Source organism: Paenibacillus sp. FSL H8-0104 (assembly GCF_038050215.1).
Classification (GTDB): Bacteria; Bacillota; Bacilli; order Paenibacillales; family Paenibacillaceae; genus Paenibacillus; species Paenibacillus amylolyticus.
Genome location: NZ_JBBOTC010000001.1, coordinates 266,744 through 287,230 on the forward strand (window position 1 = coordinate 266,744; position 20,487 = coordinate 287,230).

Here is a 20,487-nt window from a genome sequence, read left to right on the forward strand (position 1 = left end):
TGACGGGTAGGTAATAGATTGGCACGTAATGGATTGCTCCGTATAAAATGATGATAGACCCGTTCTTTTCAGCCCATTGCTGAGGAGAGCGGGTCTTTTTTACGTTTTTTTTACACCCATGTAGGCATTTCTTTACCCCTTTTTTACAGCGTTTCATATTACGATTTTACATGTAGCAGGTGCAGAGAACGGTAGAGAGAGGGAGGAAGGGCGCATGGTGAATGATGCCACGATGATTGGATTGGTTGTGCTGCTGTTTGCGGTGTTTTGGGGATTCGTGAAATTCTGCGAGAAGGCTTGAGGGTAGAGAGGGGGATGCCAAATGATCGTCATCGGTATGATTGTGCTCGCACTGGTGATATATCTCGGTTATGTGCTGGTGAAGCCGGAGAAATTCTGATGCTGACAATGTGCGTAATGCACGAACAAGTGAACGTCGAATAGGGAGGAAATGCGGATATGGGTATCGGTGTAGTGCAAGTAGCGGTGACGCTGCTTATCATCCTGCTGCTGGTGAAACCGGTGGGAAAATATATAGTGAACGTGTTTGATGGACAGCGAACGGGGTTGGATCGGATTTTTGGCGGACCGGAGCGACTGTTCTATCGAGTAATGGGAGTACGCGAGAACGAATCCATGGGGTGGAAAAAGTACCTCACGGCTGTTCTCCTCTCCAACTTTGTAATGTTGGTGTTGATGTTTCTGGTGCTACGGCTGCAAAAATATTTACCGCTCAATCCGGATGGCATCGGCAATATGCCAGCGGCGCAGGCATTTAATACGGCCGTATCCTTCATGACCAACACGAACTGGCAGTCGTATACGGGCGAGAACGCCTTGTCGTATCTGTCACAGATGCTGGCCGTGACGTTTCCGATGTTTACGTCGGCAGCAACGGGATTTGCAGTGGCTATTGCGTTCATTCGCGGGCTGATAGGCCGCCGGGATGAACTGGGGAACTTTTACGTCGACCTTGTACGGTCGATTACGAGAATTTTTTTACCGCTGAGCTTCATCGTGGCCTTGTTCCTCGTGTTCCAGGGGGTGCCTCAGACACTCGCGGGAGCGGTGAACGCAACCACGCTGGAAGGCGCGCAGCAGACGATCTCACGTGGACTGGTCGCCTCACTGGAGTCGATCAAACACATCGGAACGAATGGTGGCGGCTGGTTTGGAACCAATGCTGCACATCCATTCGAGAATCCGACGGCCCTGAGCAATCTGGTGCATATTGTCTGTATGATGTTGCTGCCAACGGCACTGGTATACGCCTTCGGTTTGATGGTCAATAACCGGAAGCAGGGTTGGGCATTGTTCGCGGCGATGAGTTTTCTTTTCCTAGTGATGTTGACCACCGTATTTGTCTCCGAATATCGCGGTGTACCCGCGCTGGATGTAGTAGGTCTTCAAGGCAATATGGAGGGGAAAGAGGTTAGGTTCGGCATACCGGAGTCGGCCTTATTCACAGCGGTCACGACGGCGGCTACAACAGGTTCAGTCAACAATATGCACGAGTCGCTCACTCCGCTTGGAGGTCTGGTGTCACTGGCTCAGATGATGCTCAATAACGTGTTTGGGGGAAAAGGGGTAGGGCTGATCAACGGACTGCTGTATGTGATTCTGGCTGTGTTTATCTGTGGATTAATGGTGGGACGGACACCTGAGTTTCTGGGCAAAAAAATCGAGGGCAAAGAAGTGAAGCTCGCATCCATCGCCTTGCTCATTCATCCTTTGATTATTCTGGTGCCAACGGCAATCGCGCTTATGCGGCCTGAAGCTATTGCGTCCATCTCGAACGGGGGCATGCATGGCCTGACTGAAGTTCTCTATGCTTTTGCCTCGGGTGCAGCCAATAATGGATCGGCCTTTGCCGGACTGAATGCCAATACAGACTTTTACAACATCGCAATTGGTATCGTTATGCTGCTGGGAAGGTACGTTTCGATGATCGCCATGCTGGCTATTGCGGGTTCACTGGCCACCAAACGGGTTGTGCCTGTAACTACGGGCACGTTGCGGACACACACACCTCTGTTTGCTGGCATTTTGGTCATGATGATCATTGTAGTCGGTGCACTCACATTCTTCCCGTCGCTTGCTCTTGGACCGATTGCAGAGCATCTGGCGATGATTCAATGAGGGATACGACAGATGGATCAGCACAAGGATGTAACGTATGGAGGTGGCAGTACACGATGAATGCAGTCGAACGAAAGAAGAGGATGCAACACATGGATACAGAAATGTTTAGAACGAAGGGCAATGAGCCAGATAACAACCGCGGTAATATTCAACGTGATCCCGGATCGAAACGGTCGTTAAACAAGGATATGATACTTCAGGCTTCACTCGATGCGTTCAAGAAGCTGAATCCGGTGGTCATGATCAAAAATCCGGTCATGTTTATTGTCGAGGTGGGTACATTCATTACGCTCTTATTATGCATCAACCCCGATCTGTTCACCGCATCCGAGGGTGGGCGCGGGTACAACATTGCCGTGTTTTTCATTTTGTTGTTCACGCTGCTGTTTGCTAACTTCGCGGAGGCACTTGCAGAAGGTAGAGGTAAGGCTCAGGCGGATACGTTACGTAAGACGAAGTCGGACACCCTGGCCAATCTGGTGCAGAAGGATGGAACAATCCGGCAAGTGTCTTCGACCCAGTTGAAAAAAGGTGATATGGTCCGTGTGGAAGTCGGTGAACTGATTCCGACAGACGGTGAGATTATGGAAGGCTTGGCCTCCATTGATGAATCGGCCATTACGGGAGAATCCGCCCCGGTAATCAAGGAGGCAGGAGGCGATTTCTCCTCGGTTACCGGAGGTACCCGCGTCGTGTCCGATTACATCGTCATGCGTGTTCAGACCGATCCAGGTGAGTCATTCCTTGACCGGATGATCTCTCTGGTTGAGGGTGCACAGCGCCAGAAAACACCAAACGAAATAGCGCTGACAACCCTGCTCGCCGTATTAACTCTGATCTTTCTAATAGTCATTCTATCGATGGTTCCGATGGCGAATTACCTGGGTATTCGACTGGATCTGGCGACATTGATCGCACTGCTCGTCTGCTTGATCCCAACCACAATTGGTGGATTGTTATCCGCCATTGGTATTGCCGGGATGGACCGTGTTACACAGTTCAATGTGCTCGCTATGTCAGGTAAAGCGGTGGAAGCAGCTGGGGATATCGACACGCTGATTCTGGACAAAACAGGAACGATCACATACGGAAACCGCATGGCATCTGAGTTTATTCCCGTTCAGGGAATTACTTTGTCAGAGATGACGCAAGCTGCTTTACAGGCTTCTGTGCGAGATGAGACCCCGGAAGGACGTTCTGTTGTGGAACTGGCAGGCAAACAAGGCCAGAGCTGGGCTGAGACGGAGTATGCAAATGCGGAAAATGTGGAGTTCACGGCAGAGACCCGGATGTCCGGTCTGAACCTGAGTAGCGGAATGAAGATCCGCAAAGGTGCGGTAGATGCGATCAAACGTCATATTGCTTCCGAAGGAGGCCGCATACCTGGTGATCTGGATGAGATTGCAAATCGCATTGCGAAGGCCGGGGGCACGCCACTTGCTGTGGCCATCGATGAACGAATCTATGGTGTGATATATCTGAAAGACACTGTGAAGCCAGGGCTGAAAGAGAAGTTCGCTGAGATGCGCGCCATGGGCATTAAGACCATTATGTGTACAGGCGACAATCCGCTGACCGCAGCGACCATAGCGCTGGAAGCGGGTGTGGATGATTTTATTGCCGAAGCGAAGCCCGAGGACAAGATTGCGGCGATCAAAAAAGAGCAGCAGGAGGGCAAGCTCGTCGCCATGACGGGCGACGGTACCAACGATGCTCCTGCTCTTGCGCAGGCCGATGTGGGCCTGGCGATGAATTCGGGCACCATGGCGGCCAAAGAAGCGGCCAACATGATTGATTTGGACTCCGACCCGACCAAATTATTGTCGGTAGTCTCCATTGGCAAGCAGCTGCTGATTACACGCGGCGCACTCACAACTTTTTCGATATCCAATGATATCGCGAAATATTTTGCCATCATTCCAGCCATGTTTATTCTCGCCATGCCACAACTTCAGGCACTGAACATTATGAATCTGGCTTCACCGCAGTCCGCGATCCTGTCGGCGCTGATCTTCAACGCCATTATTATTCCGCTGCTTATTCCCATCGCGATGAAAGGGGTTAAGTATCGGGCGATGTCAGCCGAAAGGTTGCTTGGCCGCAATGTGTTCATCTATGGCGTAGGTGGCGTGATTGTACCTTTTATCGGCATTAAGCTGATTGATATGGTTCTGTCGAGGATTCTTTAACGAGATAACAACGCTTATCAAAATTGTCCTTCTATCCTAATGAATTCAGGAAGTGATCTGTATGAACATGTTCTTGCCCGCCGTACGGTTATCCGTTGTGCTTATGCTGATATGCGGCCTAATCTACCCGCTTGTAACGACTGGTGTAGCCCAGCTTCTCTTTCCTGCGCAGGCGAATGGCAGTCTGATTACGCAAAACGAGAAAATCATCGGCTCGTCCCTGCTGGCGCAGGAAATCCAATCGCCGGGGCTGTTCCAGCCCCGGGCATCAAATGCCAATTATGATCCAACGGCTTCAGCCGGTTCCAATCGCGCTGTAGTCTCGGAGGAGTATATCGGCGAGATGAAAGAAAAGATTGCTCAGCTTAGGCAGGAAAATCCGGGATTGAAGCAGATCCCTGCTGATCTTGTGACGGGTTCAGGCTCTGGACTTGACCCGGATCTCTCTCCCGAAGCCGCTGAGGCACAGATCCCACGCATTAGCAAAGCTACAGGGCTTAGTGAACAGAAGCTTGTGCAACTTGTAAATGAGCATATGCAAGGTCGGCAAATGGGTATATTCGGGGAACCGCGTGTGAATGTAACGGCTCTGAATATGGCGCTGACAGCAGAACTGAATTAACGAATATATTAGCCTGCTCTCGATATATCGGGAGGGGCTTTCTCCATTTTTTCTTCATATTTTTAAAGGAAAGGGGGAGTGGGACGGATGGAAGACAGCTTCAAGCGCAAGTCACCGGAAGAGATGTTGAAGATGATTACGAAGCTGCAGCAGGGTACCCTCAAAATTTACATCGGCCCAGTCAGCGGATCGGGCAAAACGTATCACATGTTGCGGGAAGGGAACACGTTGCGCCAACAAGGCATTGATGTGGTCATCTGTGCCGTGTCCACGATGCGCAGACCGGAAACGGTAGAGCAGCTTGGCGCACTCGAACGGATTCCAAGCATTCACTGGTTACGCGAGAGTGATGATGTAGAGATGAAGGATCTGAACTTGGATGCACTATTGGCACGTAATCCGGAGGTTGTGCTGGTGGATGGTTTGGCACATCGCAACAGAGAAGGTGCTCGGTATGCTACCCGGCTGGAGGATATTCAGTTTTTGCTCCGAAACAACATCAGTGTCATGACAACGGTGAATGTGTATGAGCTGGAAGGCTATACAGAGCTGGCACGACAACTTACGGGGATCGCAGCAGAATATACGGTGCCTGCCGATACATTGGAGCTTGCGGATGAAGTGAAGCTGATAGACGTCACACCAGAAACCATACTGAGCCGTCTGGCAGAAGGTCATCTGAAGGGGCATGAGGGAGAAGCAGTTTTTCGTCAAGGCAATCTGGGTATTCTGCGCGAACTGGCCCTGAGATTGGTTGCAGAAGGGGTGAATGAATCCCTGCGTGAGCATCGGGAGGAGATGGGAATTACCGTCACAACAGGCATCATGGAACGGATTCTGGTGTCCACGCAATATCATTGGAATGGCTCCATCTATATCCGGCGTGGGCAACAGATTGCCAAACGGCTGAATGGTGATTTGTGCGCCGTTGTTTTCCGGAATATGAAGCATCCATTAACCAAGGAGGCAATCGTATTTCGGCGTAATATGATCAAGTTGGTAGAGAAGTTTGGCGGCCATATGGAGGAGCTGTCTATATTAAACCGTCGTAACATCCCGTCTACGCTGGCGCGTTACGCCATGGAGCACCAGATTACCCGGATTGTGATGGGACACTCCCGGCGTACACGCTGGCAGGAACTGTTGCAAGGGTCCGTTGTTAACTCGCTGTTACGCAGATTACGTGGTGTCGATCTGTTTCTGGTTGCTGATCGAGCGGCCCGGGAGGGTGAACGTGTGGTTCCGGCTAAAGTTAACGATGTGGAGTATCTGACATACCGCAGACTAAGCGAGCAGGAAATGAAGGAACAGATTGGTCAGATTCAGCGCGGCACATTCAAAATATATATCGGAGCTGCACCAGGTGTAGGCAAAACCTACATGATGCTGCGGGAAGGCAATGATTTGCTCCGCAAGGGCATCGATGTGCAGATCGGCTTGCTGGAGACCCATGGGCGGGCGGAAACCGTGGAGCAGATGGGCCACCTGTCTGTGATCCCTCGCGCGCAACGCGTTTATCAGGGGGCGCATCTGGAAGAGATGGACACAGAGGCTATTCTGCATCTTTGCCCAGAAGTGGTGCTTGTGGATGAACTGGCGCATACGAATGTACCCGGGAGTGTTCGGCAAAAGCGTTATGAAGATGTTCTGTTCCTGCTGAATGCAGGCATCTCGGTGATTACTACAATGAATGTACAACATCTCGAGAGCCTGAATGATGCCGTTGAACATATTACAGGTGTTCGTGTCCGCGAGACCGTACCCGATCGGATCATTCAGATGGCGGATGAGGTGCAGCTGATTGATGTCGCACCCCAAGCCTTGCGGCAGCGCATGAGGGAGGGTAAAATCTATGCAACTGCCAAGGTCGAGCAAGCCCTTGCGAATTTCTTCAAAATTGGCAATCTGATTGCCTTGCGAGAACTTGCCCTGCGCGAACTGGCGGACGATGTCGATGAACGGCTTGAAACACAGCAGGCCAAAATTGCACTTCGAGGACCTTGGCGCAGACAGGAAGCGGTCTTTGTATGTGTAAGCAGTGATCGTCATGCCGAGCGGCTGATCCGGCGCGGATTCCGCATGGCTTATCGTCTAAAAGCCATCTGGCATGTACATCATATCCACATCGGTGAGTCCATGAGTGACGAAGTGAAGTGCCATCTGGAAGCGTTGGAGCAGCTGACAATTCGGCTTGGTGGTCAATTTCATATTCATCACAGTCCAAGACTGCGCGATGTACCTGAGATTTTGGCAAGAAAGGCATCGAAGGCAAGAGCAACCCAGCTGGTGGTCGGGCAGGCAAGACGGGTGTGGTGGCTGAATGGCTATCGCGGCTCAGGGTCGGTGGTCAACCGACTTGTACGCTTGTCGCGGCATCTGGATGTATTAATCGTTGCAGATTATGATTATGAACTGAGCGGGATGTGAATGGATATTGTCTGAACAAATAAAAAAAGAAACGCAGGCAGCCCACGGGAAACGGGTTCCGGCATATGTATGGGTGACCCTCGGGGTGACGCTGCTAACTTTACTGCTTCATGCCATCGGCATGAGTGGTGATTTGGTTAATGTAGCGCTTATATATCTGTTTCCCGTCCTGGTGAGTGCCGTGTATTGGGGAATGGGGCCAGCTGTATATGCCGCGAGTTTTAGCGTCATTATGTTTGACTTCTTTTTTGTCCCGCCATATTTGAGCTTTACGGTTGAGGATTTGAGATATCTCATCTCCTTTGTTGTGTATCTTGCGGTGGCGATCCTGACAGCCAGTCTTGCAGGTCGATTGCGACAACAGTTGGAGATGGTAAAAGCACGCGAGGCCACGACTAACTCCCTATACGCATTGAGTCGTCAGATGACAGCTATTACGGATCTGAATACATTACTGGTTAACATTGCAACCCAAGTATCGCTTACCATGGGTAAGCCAGTAGCTGTGTATCTTCCGAATGGGCAGGGTGATCTGCTGGTTACAAGCTCTTCCGCATCCGAAGGGGAGAAGGATGGCTGGGGAGATGGGGAGTCGGAGATTGCCATTGCCAAATGGGTGTATCATCACGGACAGGTCGCAGGTAAGGGATCATCCGCTTTACGGGAATCTCTCGGGCTATATGTGCCGCTACGCACAGAGGAGCAGATTCATGGCGTGCTCGCCGTGAGCATGGACGCTGGTGAGGTTCATGAGCAGCAAGAACAGCTTCGTCTGTTGGAAGCATGCGGAGGACTGGCCGCAGGTGCTATTGCCCGAGTGAAGCTGGCGGAAGAGGCCAGATTGGCGCAGATTACTGCTGAATCAGAGCGCATACGGACAGCGCTGCTGGATTCTGTCTCTCATGAATTGCGTACACCCCTAACCGCCATTATCGGCTCGGCTACAGGATTGTTGGAGAATGATACTCTTTTTACACCCGAGGATCGGAGAGATTTAACAGGCAACATTCGGGATGGAGCCTTGCGTATGAATCGTCTCGTCACAAATCTGTTAGGTATGGTTCGGCTGGAGAGCGGCATGTTGCAACTGAACCGGAAATGGTGTGACGTGGAAGATATAATCAGCGTTGTACTGACACAAGTTCGGGAATTCAGTCCGCATCGTAACATTCGAGTTGAACTTCCTGATGATCCGGCCTTCATTTACGGAGATGAAGTATTGCTGGAGCAGGTACTGGTCAATATCGTCAGTAACGCCATCAAATATTCGCCCGACGAGAGCCAGATTGTCATCACTGTGACGAGTGATAAGAGTCCAAATCAATTGACGATCTGGGTAGCTGATCAAGGCATCGGTATACCGGAAGCGGAAAGATTGCGTATATTTGATAAGTTCTATCGCTCGGAGTCTACTCAGCATGTCACAGGAACGGGGCTTGGTCTGGCGATCTGCAAAGGCATTGTGGAAGTCCACGGAGGTACCATAGTAGCAGAGCCGAATTCGGGCGGGGGAACGAGAATGCGCATAGATATCCCCATGGAGGCTCACGGACCACGGTTTCCCTATTCAGAACAAGGAGAGGTTGAAGAATAACATGAACGCACCACTAGGGGCTCGCATACTGGTGATCGATGATGAGCCGCAGATTCGCAAATTGCTCAAGGTCACCCTTCAGGCACACCAATTCGAACTCCACGAGTGTGGGGATGGCGAAGAGGGCGTTATTCAGGCCAGTATTGTACATCCGGACCTGATCATCCTTGATCTTGGTTTACCAGGCATGTCTGGCATGGAGGTCCTTCGCCGGATTCGCGAATGGTCACAAGTGCCGATTATTGTGCTGACAGCGAAGGATCAGGAGGGAGACAAAATTGCCGCGTTGGATGGTGGTGCAGATGATTATGTGACCAAACCATTTGGAATGGGTGAGTTGGTCGCCCGTATTCGGGTGGCGCTGCGTCATGTAGCCAAAACGACGGATGAGCCAATACTGCGCTTCGGATCACTAACGGTTGACCTGGCCCAAAGGCAGGTCGAACTGGAGGGGACTTTGGTCAAATTAACCCCGACGGAATATGAGATGCTGAAGGTGCTCGCCTCGAATGCGGGGAAGATCATCACCCAGCGTCAGCTTTTGCAGCAAGTATGGGGAGGGCATCATCATGAGTCCGACAGCCATTATCTTCGGGTATATGTGGGACATCTGCGTAAAAAATTAAAGGAAGATCCGACGAATCCCCGATATATTCAAACGGAGCCTGGCATTGGTTATCGCTTTTTGCTTCCTGCAGAATAAGGTTTAATGGAGCGGGGCGTTTCTTATAAATGATGTGATGTACGCTTCGGCGGGTGAGCGCTATAGAACGAACAATACACCGTCCCCTTTAGCTGCAAAGGAAACGGTGCTTTTGTATTATGACGTGTATTTTGGCAACCAGTCGCCGTGAGCCTCAATCAACTCATCGCACATCGCTACGATGTCATCGATAGACAGCTCCGCAGCTGTATGTGGATCAAGCATGGCGGCGTGATAGATATGTTCTTTTTTTCCAGTGATTGCCGCTTCAATTGTTAGCAGTTGCGTGTTGATGTTTGTCCGGTTCAATGCCGCGAGTTGTGGAGGCAGATCCCCAATGTACGTAGGGCTGATTCCTGATCCATCCACCAAACAAGGTACCTCAACACAAGCCTCGCGAGGCAGGTTGGTGATCAGTCCGTTGTTCATAACGTTTCCGCCAATTTTGTACGGGTTATTCGTCTCCATCGCTTCGATAATATGCGATGCGTATTCACGGCTGCGGGTATGTTCAATATTTTCGCTGGCAAACAGCTTGGTACGCATTTCTTTCCAGCCTTCAATCTGGTTCACACAGCGGCGTGGATACTCATCCAATGGAATGTTGAAGCGTTCAATCAACTCCGGGTAATTCCGTTTGATGAAGTAAGGGTGGTACTCAGCATTGTGCTCGGAGGATTCCGTTACATAATAGCCAAAACGCTGCATCAGTTCATAACGAACCATGTCGTCATGCTGTTCCTTCTGTTTTTCTTTCGCCAGACGTTTAATCTCGGGGTACAGATCCTGCCCGTCTTTTGTGACTTCGAGCAGCCATGCCATGTGGTTGATGCCTGCAATTTTGGCTACGACACCCGTCTGATCGATCCCCAGTGCATCAAACAGATGTGGTACACATACCTGCACACTATGACACAATCCTACGGTTTTGATCCCACCATGTACGTTCATGACGTTGGTAAGCACGGCCATTGGGTTGGTATAGTTCAGGAACCACGCATCTGGACATACTTCCTGCATATCTCGGGCAAAATCCAGCATGACCGGAATCGTACGAAGATTACGGAAAATTCCGCCGATACCGAGTGTATCTGCAATCGTTTGACGCAGTCCGTATTTCTTCGGAATCTCGAAGTCCGTAATGGTACATGGATCATATCCACCGACCTGGATGGCGTTGATGACATATTTGGCCCCGCGCAGTGCTTCTTTGCGGTCATGATATACGTTTACAACGCAACGACTTCCGAGTGAACGGGCCAGACTGGTCAGCAAACGCTCTGAATCGCTCAAACGTTCAGCAGCGATATCGAACAATGCCAGTTCAAAATCCTGCAGTGCTTCGGTCATCATGACATCACCCAATACATTTTTAACAAAGACGGTGCTGCCTGCACCGAGAAATGTAATTTTATTCATTTAAGTTTAGCCTCCCTGAAAAATGTTGTACCCCAACTATAGGCCGATTCGGCACATATAACTATGGCTCAAACCCTTTCAAACATGGCATAATCCCATTTTTGTTTTCGCTTTCAACTGATATTTAAGTATTTTAGCTGTTATAATATAAATTATTAAATAAAGAGGTAAGCGGAACGAAGTCAGGATGGAGGGCTAAAAATGAGTCGCATTGAGATGAATGTGGTTCCCGCAGGCTGGACACAGATGGAGCTGATGTTGTTGTTTTTCGGGTGGGAGGCCTGTGATCCTGCGCATTATTGGGGACCCGGTGTACGTGATTCTTACATTGTGCATTACATCCATGAAGGACGGGGCACCGTGTACATGGGGGATCGGGAGTACAAGCTGACTCAGGGACAGGGCTTTGTGATTCTACCAGATACACTTATTCATTATGAGGCAGATCCGAAGGAGCCCTGGACGTATTCGTGGTTTGGTTTTAAAGGCGTACAAGCCAAAGCATTCATGCAACGTGCCCAATTGAGCCCGGAGCGCCCGATATATGATGCCCATGATACAAATACGATGGAACAGTTGTATACGGAGATGGTCCAGGCTTCCACGCGACCGGGAGGCGATGTGTTGAACCAGAGTCTCTTGTACCGCTTGATGGCAGAATTAATCTCTTCTTCGCCTGTAGAGGAAGAAATAGGACAGCTTCTTTCGAACAAAGAGACGTACATCCGACAGGCGGTGCAGTTTATAGAGAACAGGTACAGCCAGCGAACCTCCATTCTGGATATTGCCCAAGCTGTAGGGTTGGATCGCACGTATCTATCGGGATTGTTCAAAGAGCGATATGGCATGTCGCTACAGTCCTTTTTTCTGGAGTACCGTATGAATCGGGCTGCCGAACTTCTTCAGAATCCAGGGCTGTCGGTCAGTGAAGTGGCCCATTCTGTCGGCTATACGGACCCATTACTTTTTTCCAAGATGTTCAAGCGAGTGACGGGTGTGTCTCCAAAGGGTTCGAGAAATCGAGATTAGACGCATCTAGTGTTTCAAATTTAAAAGAAAAGTTTTGATCATTAAACGTCGTCCCCCGCTATACTGATACAGAAGTGTAATTGAATATGTAGAACTTGGTGCTTTGCCCGTCAGGGTGGAAGCTTAATAGGGAAGTCTGGTGTAATACCGGCGCGGTCCCGCCAATGTAACAGAGGAGTCAGGTAGCGATAATCCACTGGTGTAAGCCGGGAAGGGGCTGCAAGTGACGATGATTCTGGAGCCAGGAGACCTGCCAGGTTTAGGAAACACAGTAGTACCCTACGGGAGATAGGAAGGTGTTTAGAGAGCATGATTTTTTTCTGAAAATCTGTTTATTTAAGGCGTCCTCATCCAGTAACACGGAGATGGACGCTTTTTTTGATAGAATTTATAAGTTTTCAGGGGAGCTGTGGATGAAGAACATCATGGCACATACATAAAGTTTTGTGGAAGGACGTTAGAGCACTTGAGCAGATATATCGTTAAACGATTATTACAACTGGTAGTCCTATTGTTCGGCATCACGTTCCTGACGTTCCTGCTAACCTACCTGTCTCCTGGAGAAAGGCTGTCAGGATAATACGGATGTGCGGGTTTTCTTTATAGTCTAAGTAAGGTTATAAAATGAGAATGATGCAAGAAGGGTTACGCCAGAAGTCCATAGATGACTTTCAGGATAACCCTTTTGTTGTATAACAGGCATGTTGTGTGTAGTTGGGATGTGACAGCGGAATCACTTGTGAATGCTTTATCGTATGTGGTTCGGTGCACCTATGTCATTCAGTACACCATAGTTTTGCGCAGGCTGTATAGTACTCAGTCTGGCACTTCATGGCTATTTCATCATATATTTATTGATTGCTTCAGTGGGTGATTATCGCTATAAAGACAGTCAGTCTATTTTGGAGAGGTACTCCGCATATAGACTCTTCTGTCCACATGTAGTTGGCTACATCTGCTTAGCCAGTCGTACTGACATGAGAGATTCAAACTAGTGTGGTACTTGGGATTGGAAGTCATTCCGGCTAGACTGATCAGCATGGTAAAAGACAATATCGCCATCCTTCAGCGGCCAGGTTCTACCTTGACTGTCTGTTGGCTTTTTGTTGAAACCTTCCATCTGCCATTGATTTATCAGTGGTGCATGAATGTATTGCAGATGGGGCGCCTCTGTATTTCCATTCCGCAGGCTCTCCATGTTGAAGTTGACTACGATATAACCATTCTTTAGAAAAATCTTCGATTTCTCATCCAGCTGATTTTGTCGGGCGAGGGGTTCGAGATCCGTCCCTTTTGGTACAGCATATACATCGGCTGGCAAGCTGTACTCCCCGTACCAACGCTGGATTGCTGCATTGGCTCGGTCCGCGTTGACCCCAGAAGGAATGTCCGTTTTAGGTCCAATGAGTGTCCTAATCGGAGCGGAAAGGATCATCCAATCATAACGACCTACCCATGTTTTTTGATGAGAAGTCTGATCGACCAAGCGAACCATATATTCTGCCAACGTACGCTGATTACGTTCTTCAGCTGACAGTTCATAAGTATACTGGTAACGCGCTGTATCGCCTAACTCTGTGCCGGGTACATTTCGAAGACGTGAGTTCAGGACAACAAAGCGTTTCTCCAGATCCTGCACCGATCCGATACGGATCAGGCGTTCCTGGCCTCGATGGTAGTACAGATCCACTTCTTGTCGGGAGGACCCGTCTTTACTCACAAAAGCAAAAGTGGGTGTAATTCGAATACCATCCTGTTTGCCAAACATATTGCCCTTGGTCTTCAGATCGAACTTGAAATGGTACCCTGTCTTCACAGTTGCGTTAGCGAATCCCTGCACCGGATGGCTTCCTGGTCGAATAGGCAATACAAATGGAGCCAGGTTGCCTCGCGGATCACCATCAATGCTATTCATCCCGGTCCAGTAGCTATAGCCCGTTGGTTCGGGACTACCCAACCGCTTGCGAAATACACTTTCCCAGTTGTAATCAGAGATATCAGTGACGTGAAAATCATATAACCTTCCGATGACATCTACCGGTACAGTGTCTGCTGCGACATGATATGCCAGATTGGTATTGGCATCCTGTTGCTCGGTAAAGTTTGCAGGTGCATTCTCTGCAATATTGCGGAATGCAATGTGGTACTTGCCTTCGTCTACCCATACAGGGAGGTAGAATGTGGTATCCAGTTGATTGATCGGAATATCAACCCATGTCTTGGCAGGGATAAACTGACTCCGGTCAGCGTTATAGACATCAAACGGGAATTGCACCTGTTTGATTCGAAAATATTTGGCATAGTCCCGATTTCCATAACCGGGATAACTCGCTGCGTCCAAGTGTTGTCCCGATGTAGGGATTCGCACAATGAACGGACGTTCCAGAATGAGTGCAGCGCTGGTTGGGTCCGGTACGGTTTTCTGATTATGCGGTTGATCATCCGATACCCAGGCATAGTTGACGACAGGGGTGTGTACCGTGACCGTGTTGATGCCGTTAATCGGTAATATTTTATTGGAACCGCCATTCACGTTATCTGGTAGCAAATCATAATAGATTTCACCAGAGCTTGTGGTTTTTGCTTTATTCAGCAGGGAATTGCTGATCATATTACCCGGTTTGTACAGCACATCCCGCCCAATCGTCGTTGGATTAGGAATATTGGATGGCGCTGGGCCATCTTTGGTTGCTTCCACATCATTCATAATGGTTGTGTTGTTGAATTTCACTAAATCATTATTCACTTTACTTTGAGGTGTGTTGGATTCAGCTATCCCTTTTAACCGTGATGTATCATCAGGCACACTGGGAGGTTGGTTCAAACCACCTGTTAATTTGGGTGGAGTATATGAGATTGAAGTGGTTTGTCCTGGTCGTACATGGCTTTCTACGGCTTCATCATTTTTAGACTCTAGTGTTGGTGGTGTGTATCCTGTTGGATTCATCGTAACGGTCTCACCGGGCAAAGCGTAATTATTCATGGTTGCTTTAGCGATCTTGTATACTTCCAGATTGTTAATTTTCCAGTAGGAGTAGTCTCTTGTGATCTGGAAGTTGTATGGCTTGGGTACCGTGTCGTTCGCGGGTACAGGTGGCCCTGGTGTACAACCATCATCATCACATTCCTCTGGTCCAGGTACTGTCCACTCTCTGTCGTACGAGATTGTGACATTACAGTTGTATGTAACTTTACCGCTCATTTTCGCCCAAGCTTGTTTAAACAGATAATTGTCAGCAAAGGCATTTATGTAGAGTGACTCGGAAGTAGGGATTCCTCTTAACACATTGAATGTCTCGTTATCTCTGTTATCTGACTTTATAACACCGTTGGCATTTGGATCAAGATCATTCATGCTCATGATGGTTCCAGCAGAAGGTGGTCCAATCGTTGGCGTGCAACCTCCACCACCGCCCCCGTTACCGTCGCCCTCGCCAGTACCTGGGTTCTCTTCAACACCAATGTTTGTTGTGGTAGTTAACTGAAATCCATCTTTCTTCCACAGTACGGTGATGGTTGTAGTTCCCCTACTGACAGCTTGGACTAATCCGGAATTACTAACGGTAGCAACACCAGGATTGGATGATTCCCATGTCGTTGTACCACCGCTTCCAGTGTTTACATTGGTCTCCGCTCCAAAGTTTCCATCTCCAGTTTTCGTCTTGACCGTAGCATTAAGTTGTTTGGACTGGTTCAAGCTAAGTTGCCCGCCAGCGGTAAGATTGATCTCTTTGGTTATTTCGGCAAAGGCCCGCCAATATATATCCGTATTGAATATGTAGTCGGCAGAGAATTTAGGTGGATTATAGGGTCTGTGGGCTGTTGGTTCAATCGCACCTCCGATTTGAGTTGTAAATTTCACCGTATCACCGTCAAATGATTCCACACTAACCAAGATTGGTTTTCCTGGTAAGTAATATTGTGTGTTATCCATGTACATGGGCTTTAACGAAATTGTAGTTAATTCACTTCTAGAATACCTCTGACCGGAATGATCAAAGTACTCAGAGGGTTTGTAGCTTGGTGCATCTAATGAAAGATTTACGCAGACTAATGATGAGTTTGGTTTGTTAGTATCGGGGTTATTGCTTAATGTTTGGCCGTTGCACTCTCCATCTACACGCCATCTTAAATTATCAAGCTGGTAAACATAAACACCGATATTAGACATTCCACTGCCCTCAACGGGGATTACTTTTTTCTGCGACTTTGCAGGTGATGGAGGGACTATATGAGAGGCTTCTAACACTGGCTTTGTTCCAGGCCCCCCTCCAGCAAAAACAACTGAAGGGGTTTGGAACAATATACACAATGTTATATATGCTATTAATAATTTTTTTAATGATTTATAGAACTGCACATTGGAACACCCTTTTCATAATTTAATTTGGAACTACAGTATAGTTTGTTCCATCTTTGAGCGTCAGGCGTACTCCAGGATTTAGTGACTTATCAAAATGTAAGAGACCATGGCCCCAGTAAACAGGGTTCTTTACGATAAACACGCCTTTGGGTCCGAGTAAATCATTTATATGTTTAGGTCCATACTCGCTAAAAGCTTTGGTGCTTGGTGAAGTTAGAGCATTAATAGTTGGGGAATGGATAAGACTACCGGCTTGCAGTTGATTCATAGAGTTCTTAATACTAATATCAAACTCTGTAAAAGAATAATAAGCGCCTCTTAGTAATCTATCTTTTTCATCAACGAAAACAGGATAATAGATACTTCTCTCAGTTCCTTTTACATATGGATTGACGATGATCCAGTTCTTGACCTTCAGATCTGCATAATTCGTTACTGTAACTAATTCTTGATTACGAACTTTCCCGAAATCTCCAGTTACTTTGCTGTAATCATACGATTCAGAAAATTTTTCTGGTCCTGCTTTCTGATACTTAGGCGCAATAACATCCAAATTCGTCCCCGTCAAGCCCACCGCCCGCAGTTCGTTCAGACCCTGAAAATCGGCAGGTTTTGTCTTGGCAACTGCTGCATAACGGGCGATCAATACAGCAACTTCCGCGCGAGTGGTGGTACGATCAACGCCAAATGTTTTATCGTTTGCCACACTCATAAGTCCTGTTCCCAGGGCAACGGCTACTGCATTTTTTTGAGCGCTTGCGAGTTTACCTGTGAAATATTCCTTTGCGGGCACAACGGTGTTCGTCACATCAGAGAGTGCTTGTTTGTACTCAGGATCAACCACGGTTAGTCCTTGCGTCAGCCAAGTAGCCATTTCGCCTCGTTGAAGAGCGCCTTGTGCGTCCAATTTGCCCTTGTAATTAGAAGGGTTGATAAAACCTTTTGCTATAGCAGTAGAGACACCACTTTTTGCCCACTCGGGGATGTCCGTGAAATTGTTTTGTTCTTGTGTCGTTGCATTAGGCTGGTCGGATAGACGCCCCAGGATACTTGCCATTTCAGCTTTGGTGACCGGTGAGCTTGGTTTAAATGTCCCGTCGGCATACCCCTTGAAATAACCTTGTTCCACGGCTGAATTAATCGCTGCGGATGCCCAGTGTGTAGCTGGAACGTCCTTGAATTTAGTTGTAGCTTGTGCGGCTTCTACAGAACTCCCAACACCTCCAAAACCTGCGATACCCCCTGTTAATAAAGCTAATGCCGTTACGCCGGAAATCATCATTTTTTTCATGAATCTTACTCCTCTCAATTGTGAATTTCTCTCCTTGATATGTACTTTTCAGGCTAATAGATACTAAATTTGTAATAATAATCAATATTCTACCATGTATAACTAGGCTGTTGGTATGATTTATCAACAAAACTCCTCCTCTCCGCTCAACCCTTACTACTTCTCCAGACCTATATTTCCTCAAAAAACACAAAAAAAGGCCACGAACCCGCAGATTCATAGCCTTATGCTTTAAGGTCTCCAACATATGTAATTCCATCAATAGTCAATTCAATAATCAATTCAATAATCAATAAATCAAGAATACTCGATTTCCAAACATTTGAAAAGCCCTATTCTTCTTACTCAAAATAAAGTCAGGCTATCGGTGTTCCATTAGGTAATGGACTATCCGGTGTGAGCAAGGCAACATCGCCTTCACCAGGCACGCCGCCCAGCACAAGTACTTCAGAGACAAAACCGGCAATCCGGCGAGGTGGAAAATTAACTACAGCAACGACCTGTTTGCCAATGATCATGTCAGGCGTGTATCGCTGGGTAATCTGAGCACTGGAACGTTTCAGGCCAAGTGGTCCGAAGTCGATCGTCATTTTGATAGCGGGAATGCGAGCTTTTGGAAATGGTTCGGCTTCCACCACGGTACCAACCCGGATGTCATGCTGCATGAACTCTTCAAAAGTAGCCATAGGGGGAGATCTCCTTTCAATTATGGGGATTATTATAAATGAAAAATCAACAAAAAATCCAGATTACGCTGTATCGTAATCTGGATTTCAGTTGTGTTGCTTGCAGTAAATTAAGCGCCGTTCCAATTTTCCCCGGTGAGGTATTTCTCGGTGAGGATGGATAACATCTGAATACCTACTTCATTATGTCCGCCTTCTGGAATAATGATATCGGCATACTTTTTGGATGGCTCGATAAAAGCATCATGCATTGGTTTTACCGTTTCGAGATATTGTTTGTACACGGATTGGATCGTGCGTCCGCGTTCTTCAATGTCTCGTAGTACTCTACGTAGAATCCGCACATCGGAATCAGTATCAACGAATACTTTGATGTCCATCAGACTGCGAAGATGTTCGTCAATCAGCACATGTAACCCTTCTACAATGACAATATGGTTCGGTGCCAGTTCAACCGTCTCATTGGCAGCACGGTTATCTATGGTGAAGTCATATACGGGAGCATATGCCGCTTGGCCTTTTTTCAACAAGGTGAGATGCTCAATCAACAGATCATTATCGAATGCAAACGGGTGATCGTAATTGGTGAGTCGGCGTTGCTCAGGTGTGAGCTGCGACTGGTCTTTGTAATAATTGTCTTGGGATATAAACGTAACCTTACCTGATCCCAGACGGTCTATGACGGAGCGAGCTACCGTCGTTTTACCGGAGCCGGTTCCTCCGGCGATACCAATAATGAGCATGGTTGTTCCATAAGCCTCCCTAGAATGGCAGCATAATCATGAATAAAGGGCACTGATCCACAATCGATTCAGCACCTTTACCCACATGTCTGTCTGTGAATACACAATTCCTTCATTGTACCACAGCGCTTTGTTTTTTTCATCTGCTTTGCAGAGGCATGTTTCCCTAAGATTGGATGATTGACTTTTTCGAAAACAGCACTATAATAAACTTATATTCATAACACGGACTGTTACTGGGGAAACCAGGCATGACCGAATTCGATTGCTTTACTGTAATCGCTTTCGGTCTTTTTTATTTTTGTTGGGGGGTGAGAACATTGAAGGTTATCAAGAAGGTAAACAATAACGTAGCCATCGCTATTAATGAACATAACGAAGAGGTTTTTGTCGTAGGCAAGGGTGTAGGATTTCTGAAAACGCCCTATGAGCTGACGGAGACGGACTTGGTGGAGAAAATATTTGTAGCACCAAAGAACATCCGTATGTATGACCTGCTGAACAGTATTCCGATTGAGGATATTTATCTCGCGGAGGAAGTCATCAAGCTGGGCAGTCAGATCCTGAATAAAACATTTAACCCGAATCTGCTTCTCACCCTGTCCGACCATATCAGTTTTGCATTGACCCGAACCAGAGAAGGTATCCGTATCAAAAACCCGCTGGAATGGGAAGTGCGGACACTCTATCCGGACGAGACCCGGGTGGGGGAGGCTGCGCTGAAGCTGATTCAGGAAAAAACGGATATCGCTCTGCCAACAGCCGAAACAACACTGATTGCTCTGCATTTTGTTAATGCACAGGTTGGATCGGGAGAGATGACGGATACCACCAAGGTGACCACAGTTACGGGCGAGATTCTGTCCGTGATCAAATATGCGCTCAAAATTGACTTTCAGGAGGATTCCATCCACTTCATGCGCTTTGCCACACATATCCGGTATTTCATTCTGAGGCAGATGAGCGGTAAATCGCTCAAAGACGAGAATGAATCTCTGTTCCTGATGGTGAAGGAGAAGTTTCCGAAAGAACTGGCTTGTGTGGAGAAGATTGCTGACTTCCTGAAAAATAATTACGGCTGGACCTGTTCGGATGATGAAAAATTATATCTGATTCTGCATATCCAACGATTGATTTCGAATGAACCAACGGAATGAACCTAATGAAAAACTAACCGAATAATCCATATTGGACTGTTACTGATTCGATCAGGCATGACCAAGCGTAGGGAATGACGATTCCCCGGCTTGGTCATTTTTTATATATCCAATTTATTCAT

General features: G+C 47.8%; 14 protein-coding genes and 1 riboswitch. Of the genes, 9 read left to right on the top strand and 5 right to left on the bottom strand.

All coding sequences use genetic code 11. The annotated features are described in order from the left end of the window. The first annotated feature begins 337 nt into the window (after nucleotides 1-337). The 7 genes from NST38_RS31595 (at nucleotide 338) to NST38_RS01265 (ending at nucleotide 9,677) form a co-directional block, all read left to right on the top strand. Nucleotides 338-400: a potassium-transporting ATPase subunit F gene (locus NST38_RS31595; protein WP_353884092.1), complete on the top strand. Its 63-nt coding sequence runs from the start codon at nucleotides 338-340 to the stop codon at nucleotides 398-400. A 59-nt stretch (nucleotides 401-459) separates the two neighbouring features. Continuing rightward, the gene (kdpA, locus tag NST38_RS01240; protein WP_076254213.1) at nucleotides 460-2,139 is read left to right on the top strand and encodes a potassium-transporting ATPase subunit KdpA; all 1,680 of its coding nucleotides are present in this window, start codon (nucleotides 460-462) and stop codon (nucleotides 2,137-2,139) included. A gap of 191 nt (nucleotides 2,140-2,330) precedes the next feature. After that, nucleotides 2,331-4,331, top strand: a complete 2,001-nt coding sequence (kdpB, locus tag NST38_RS01245; protein ID WP_218640809.1) for a potassium-transporting ATPase subunit KdpB — start codon at nucleotides 2,331-2,333, stop codon at nucleotides 4,329-4,331. Nucleotides 4,332-4,392: 61 nt separating this feature from the next. Continuing rightward, entirely contained in the window at nucleotides 4,393-4,953 is a 561-nt protein-coding gene (gene kdpC / locus NST38_RS01250) for a potassium-transporting ATPase subunit KdpC (RefSeq protein WP_076254208.1), read from the top strand. Between the two features lie 87 nt (nucleotides 4,954-5,040). Then, on the top strand, nucleotides 5,041-7,380 hold the full coding sequence (locus NST38_RS01255) for a histidine kinase (RefSeq protein WP_076254206.1): 2,340 nt from the start codon (nucleotides 5,041-5,043) through the stop codon (nucleotides 7,378-7,380). Between the two features lie 7 nt (nucleotides 7,381-7,387). Beyond that, complete coding sequence (locus NST38_RS01260; protein ID WP_256720197.1) at nucleotides 7,388-8,974, top strand: ATP-binding protein; 1,587 nt, start codon at nucleotides 7,388-7,390, stop codon at nucleotides 8,972-8,974. A gap of 1 nt (nucleotide 8,975) precedes the next feature. Beyond that, the gene (locus tag NST38_RS01265; RefSeq protein WP_076254201.1) at nucleotides 8,976-9,677 is read left to right on the top strand and encodes a response regulator; all 702 of its coding nucleotides are present in this window, start codon (nucleotides 8,976-8,978) and stop codon (nucleotides 9,675-9,677) included. 117 nt (nucleotides 9,678-9,794) lie between these two features. On the opposite strand, the gene NST38_RS01270 is transcribed toward NST38_RS01265, so the two are convergent. After that, entirely contained in the window at nucleotides 9,795-11,096 is a 1,302-nt protein-coding gene (locus NST38_RS01270) for an alpha-glucosidase/alpha-galactosidase (protein WP_076254199.1), read from the bottom strand. A gap of 201 nt (nucleotides 11,097-11,297) precedes the next feature. Between NST38_RS01270 and NST38_RS01275 the strand changes: the two genes are divergently transcribed. Continuing rightward, nucleotides 11,298-12,125 carry an AraC family transcriptional regulator gene (locus NST38_RS01275; protein ID WP_076254197.1) on the top strand — a complete coding sequence of 276 codons (828 nt, stop codon included), beginning with the start codon at nucleotides 11,298-11,300 and terminating at the stop codon, nucleotides 12,123-12,125. 79 nt (nucleotides 12,126-12,204) lie between these two features. Continuing rightward, nucleotides 12,205-12,397, top strand: a riboswitch (cobalamin riboswitch). Between the two features lie 719 nt (nucleotides 12,398-13,116). Here NST38_RS01275 and NST38_RS01280 read toward each other — a convergent pair. From NST38_RS01280 to udk, 4 genes are all read right to left on the bottom strand, one after another. After that, nucleotides 13,117-16,059, bottom strand: coding sequence for a DUF5704 domain-containing protein (locus NST38_RS01280; RefSeq protein WP_256720196.1), 2,943 nt, complete (start codon nucleotides 16,057-16,059; stop codon nucleotides 13,117-13,119). A gap of 448 nt (nucleotides 16,060-16,507) precedes the next feature. After that, a complete protein-coding gene (locus NST38_RS01285) occupies nucleotides 16,508-17,779 on the bottom strand; it encodes an S-layer homology domain-containing protein (protein ID WP_076254194.1) in 1,272 nt (423 codons plus the stop codon). Between the two features lie 356 nt (nucleotides 17,780-18,135). After that, nucleotides 18,136-18,465 carry a chaperone CsaA gene (csaA, locus tag NST38_RS01290; RefSeq protein WP_036674663.1) on the bottom strand — a complete coding sequence of 110 codons (330 nt, stop codon included), beginning with the start codon at nucleotides 18,463-18,465 and terminating at the stop codon, nucleotides 18,136-18,138. Between the two features lie 110 nt (nucleotides 18,466-18,575). Continuing rightward, nucleotides 18,576-19,208: a uridine kinase gene (udk, locus tag NST38_RS01295; RefSeq protein ID WP_017691162.1), complete on the bottom strand. Its 633-nt coding sequence runs from the start codon at nucleotides 19,206-19,208 to the stop codon at nucleotides 18,576-18,578. A 311-nt stretch (nucleotides 19,209-19,519) separates the two neighbouring features. Between udk and NST38_RS01300 the strand changes: the two genes are divergently transcribed. Then, nucleotides 19,520-20,365: a PRD domain-containing protein gene (locus NST38_RS01300; protein ID WP_235200849.1), complete on the top strand. Its 846-nt coding sequence runs from the start codon at nucleotides 19,520-19,522 to the stop codon at nucleotides 20,363-20,365. The last annotated feature ends 122 nt before the right edge of the window (nucleotides 20,366-20,487 follow it).

Excerpts from the sequence above, each read along its gene's own strand:
- kdpA (WP_076254213.1), top strand. The coding sequence starts at position 460 with ATGGGTATCGGTGTAGTGCAAGTAGCGGTGACGCTGCTTATCATCCTG.
- kdpB (WP_218640809.1), top strand. The coding sequence starts at position 2,331 with ATGATACTTCAGGCTTCACTCGATGCGTTCAAGAAGCTGAATCCGGTG.
- kdpC (WP_076254208.1), top strand. The coding sequence starts at position 4,393 with ATGAACATGTTCTTGCCCGCCGTACGGTTATCCGTTGTGCTTATGCTG.
- NST38_RS01255 (WP_076254206.1), top strand. The coding sequence starts at position 5,041 with ATGGAAGACAGCTTCAAGCGCAAGTCACCGGAAGAGATGTTGAAGATG.
- NST38_RS01265 (WP_076254201.1), top strand. The coding sequence starts at position 8,976 with ATGAACGCACCACTAGGGGCTCGCATACTGGTGATCGATGATGAGCCG.
- NST38_RS01270 (WP_076254199.1), bottom strand. The coding sequence starts at position 11,096 with ATGAATAAAATTACATTTCTCGGTGCAGGCAGCACCGTCTTTGTTAAA.
- NST38_RS01275 (WP_076254197.1), top strand. The coding sequence starts at position 11,298 with ATGAGTCGCATTGAGATGAATGTGGTTCCCGCAGGCTGGACACAGATG.
- NST38_RS01280 (WP_256720196.1), bottom strand. The coding sequence starts at position 16,059 with ATGGATAACACACAATATTACTTACCAGGAAAACCAATCTTGGTTAGT.
- NST38_RS01285 (WP_076254194.1), bottom strand. The coding sequence starts at position 17,779 with ATGAAAAAAATGATGATTTCCGGCGTAACGGCATTAGCTTTATTAACA.
- csaA (WP_036674663.1), bottom strand. The coding sequence starts at position 18,465 with ATGGCTACTTTTGAAGAGTTCATGCAGCATGACATCCGGGTTGGTACC.
- udk (WP_017691162.1), bottom strand. The coding sequence starts at position 19,208 with ATGCTCATTATTGGTATCGCCGGAGGAACCGGCTCCGGTAAAACGACG.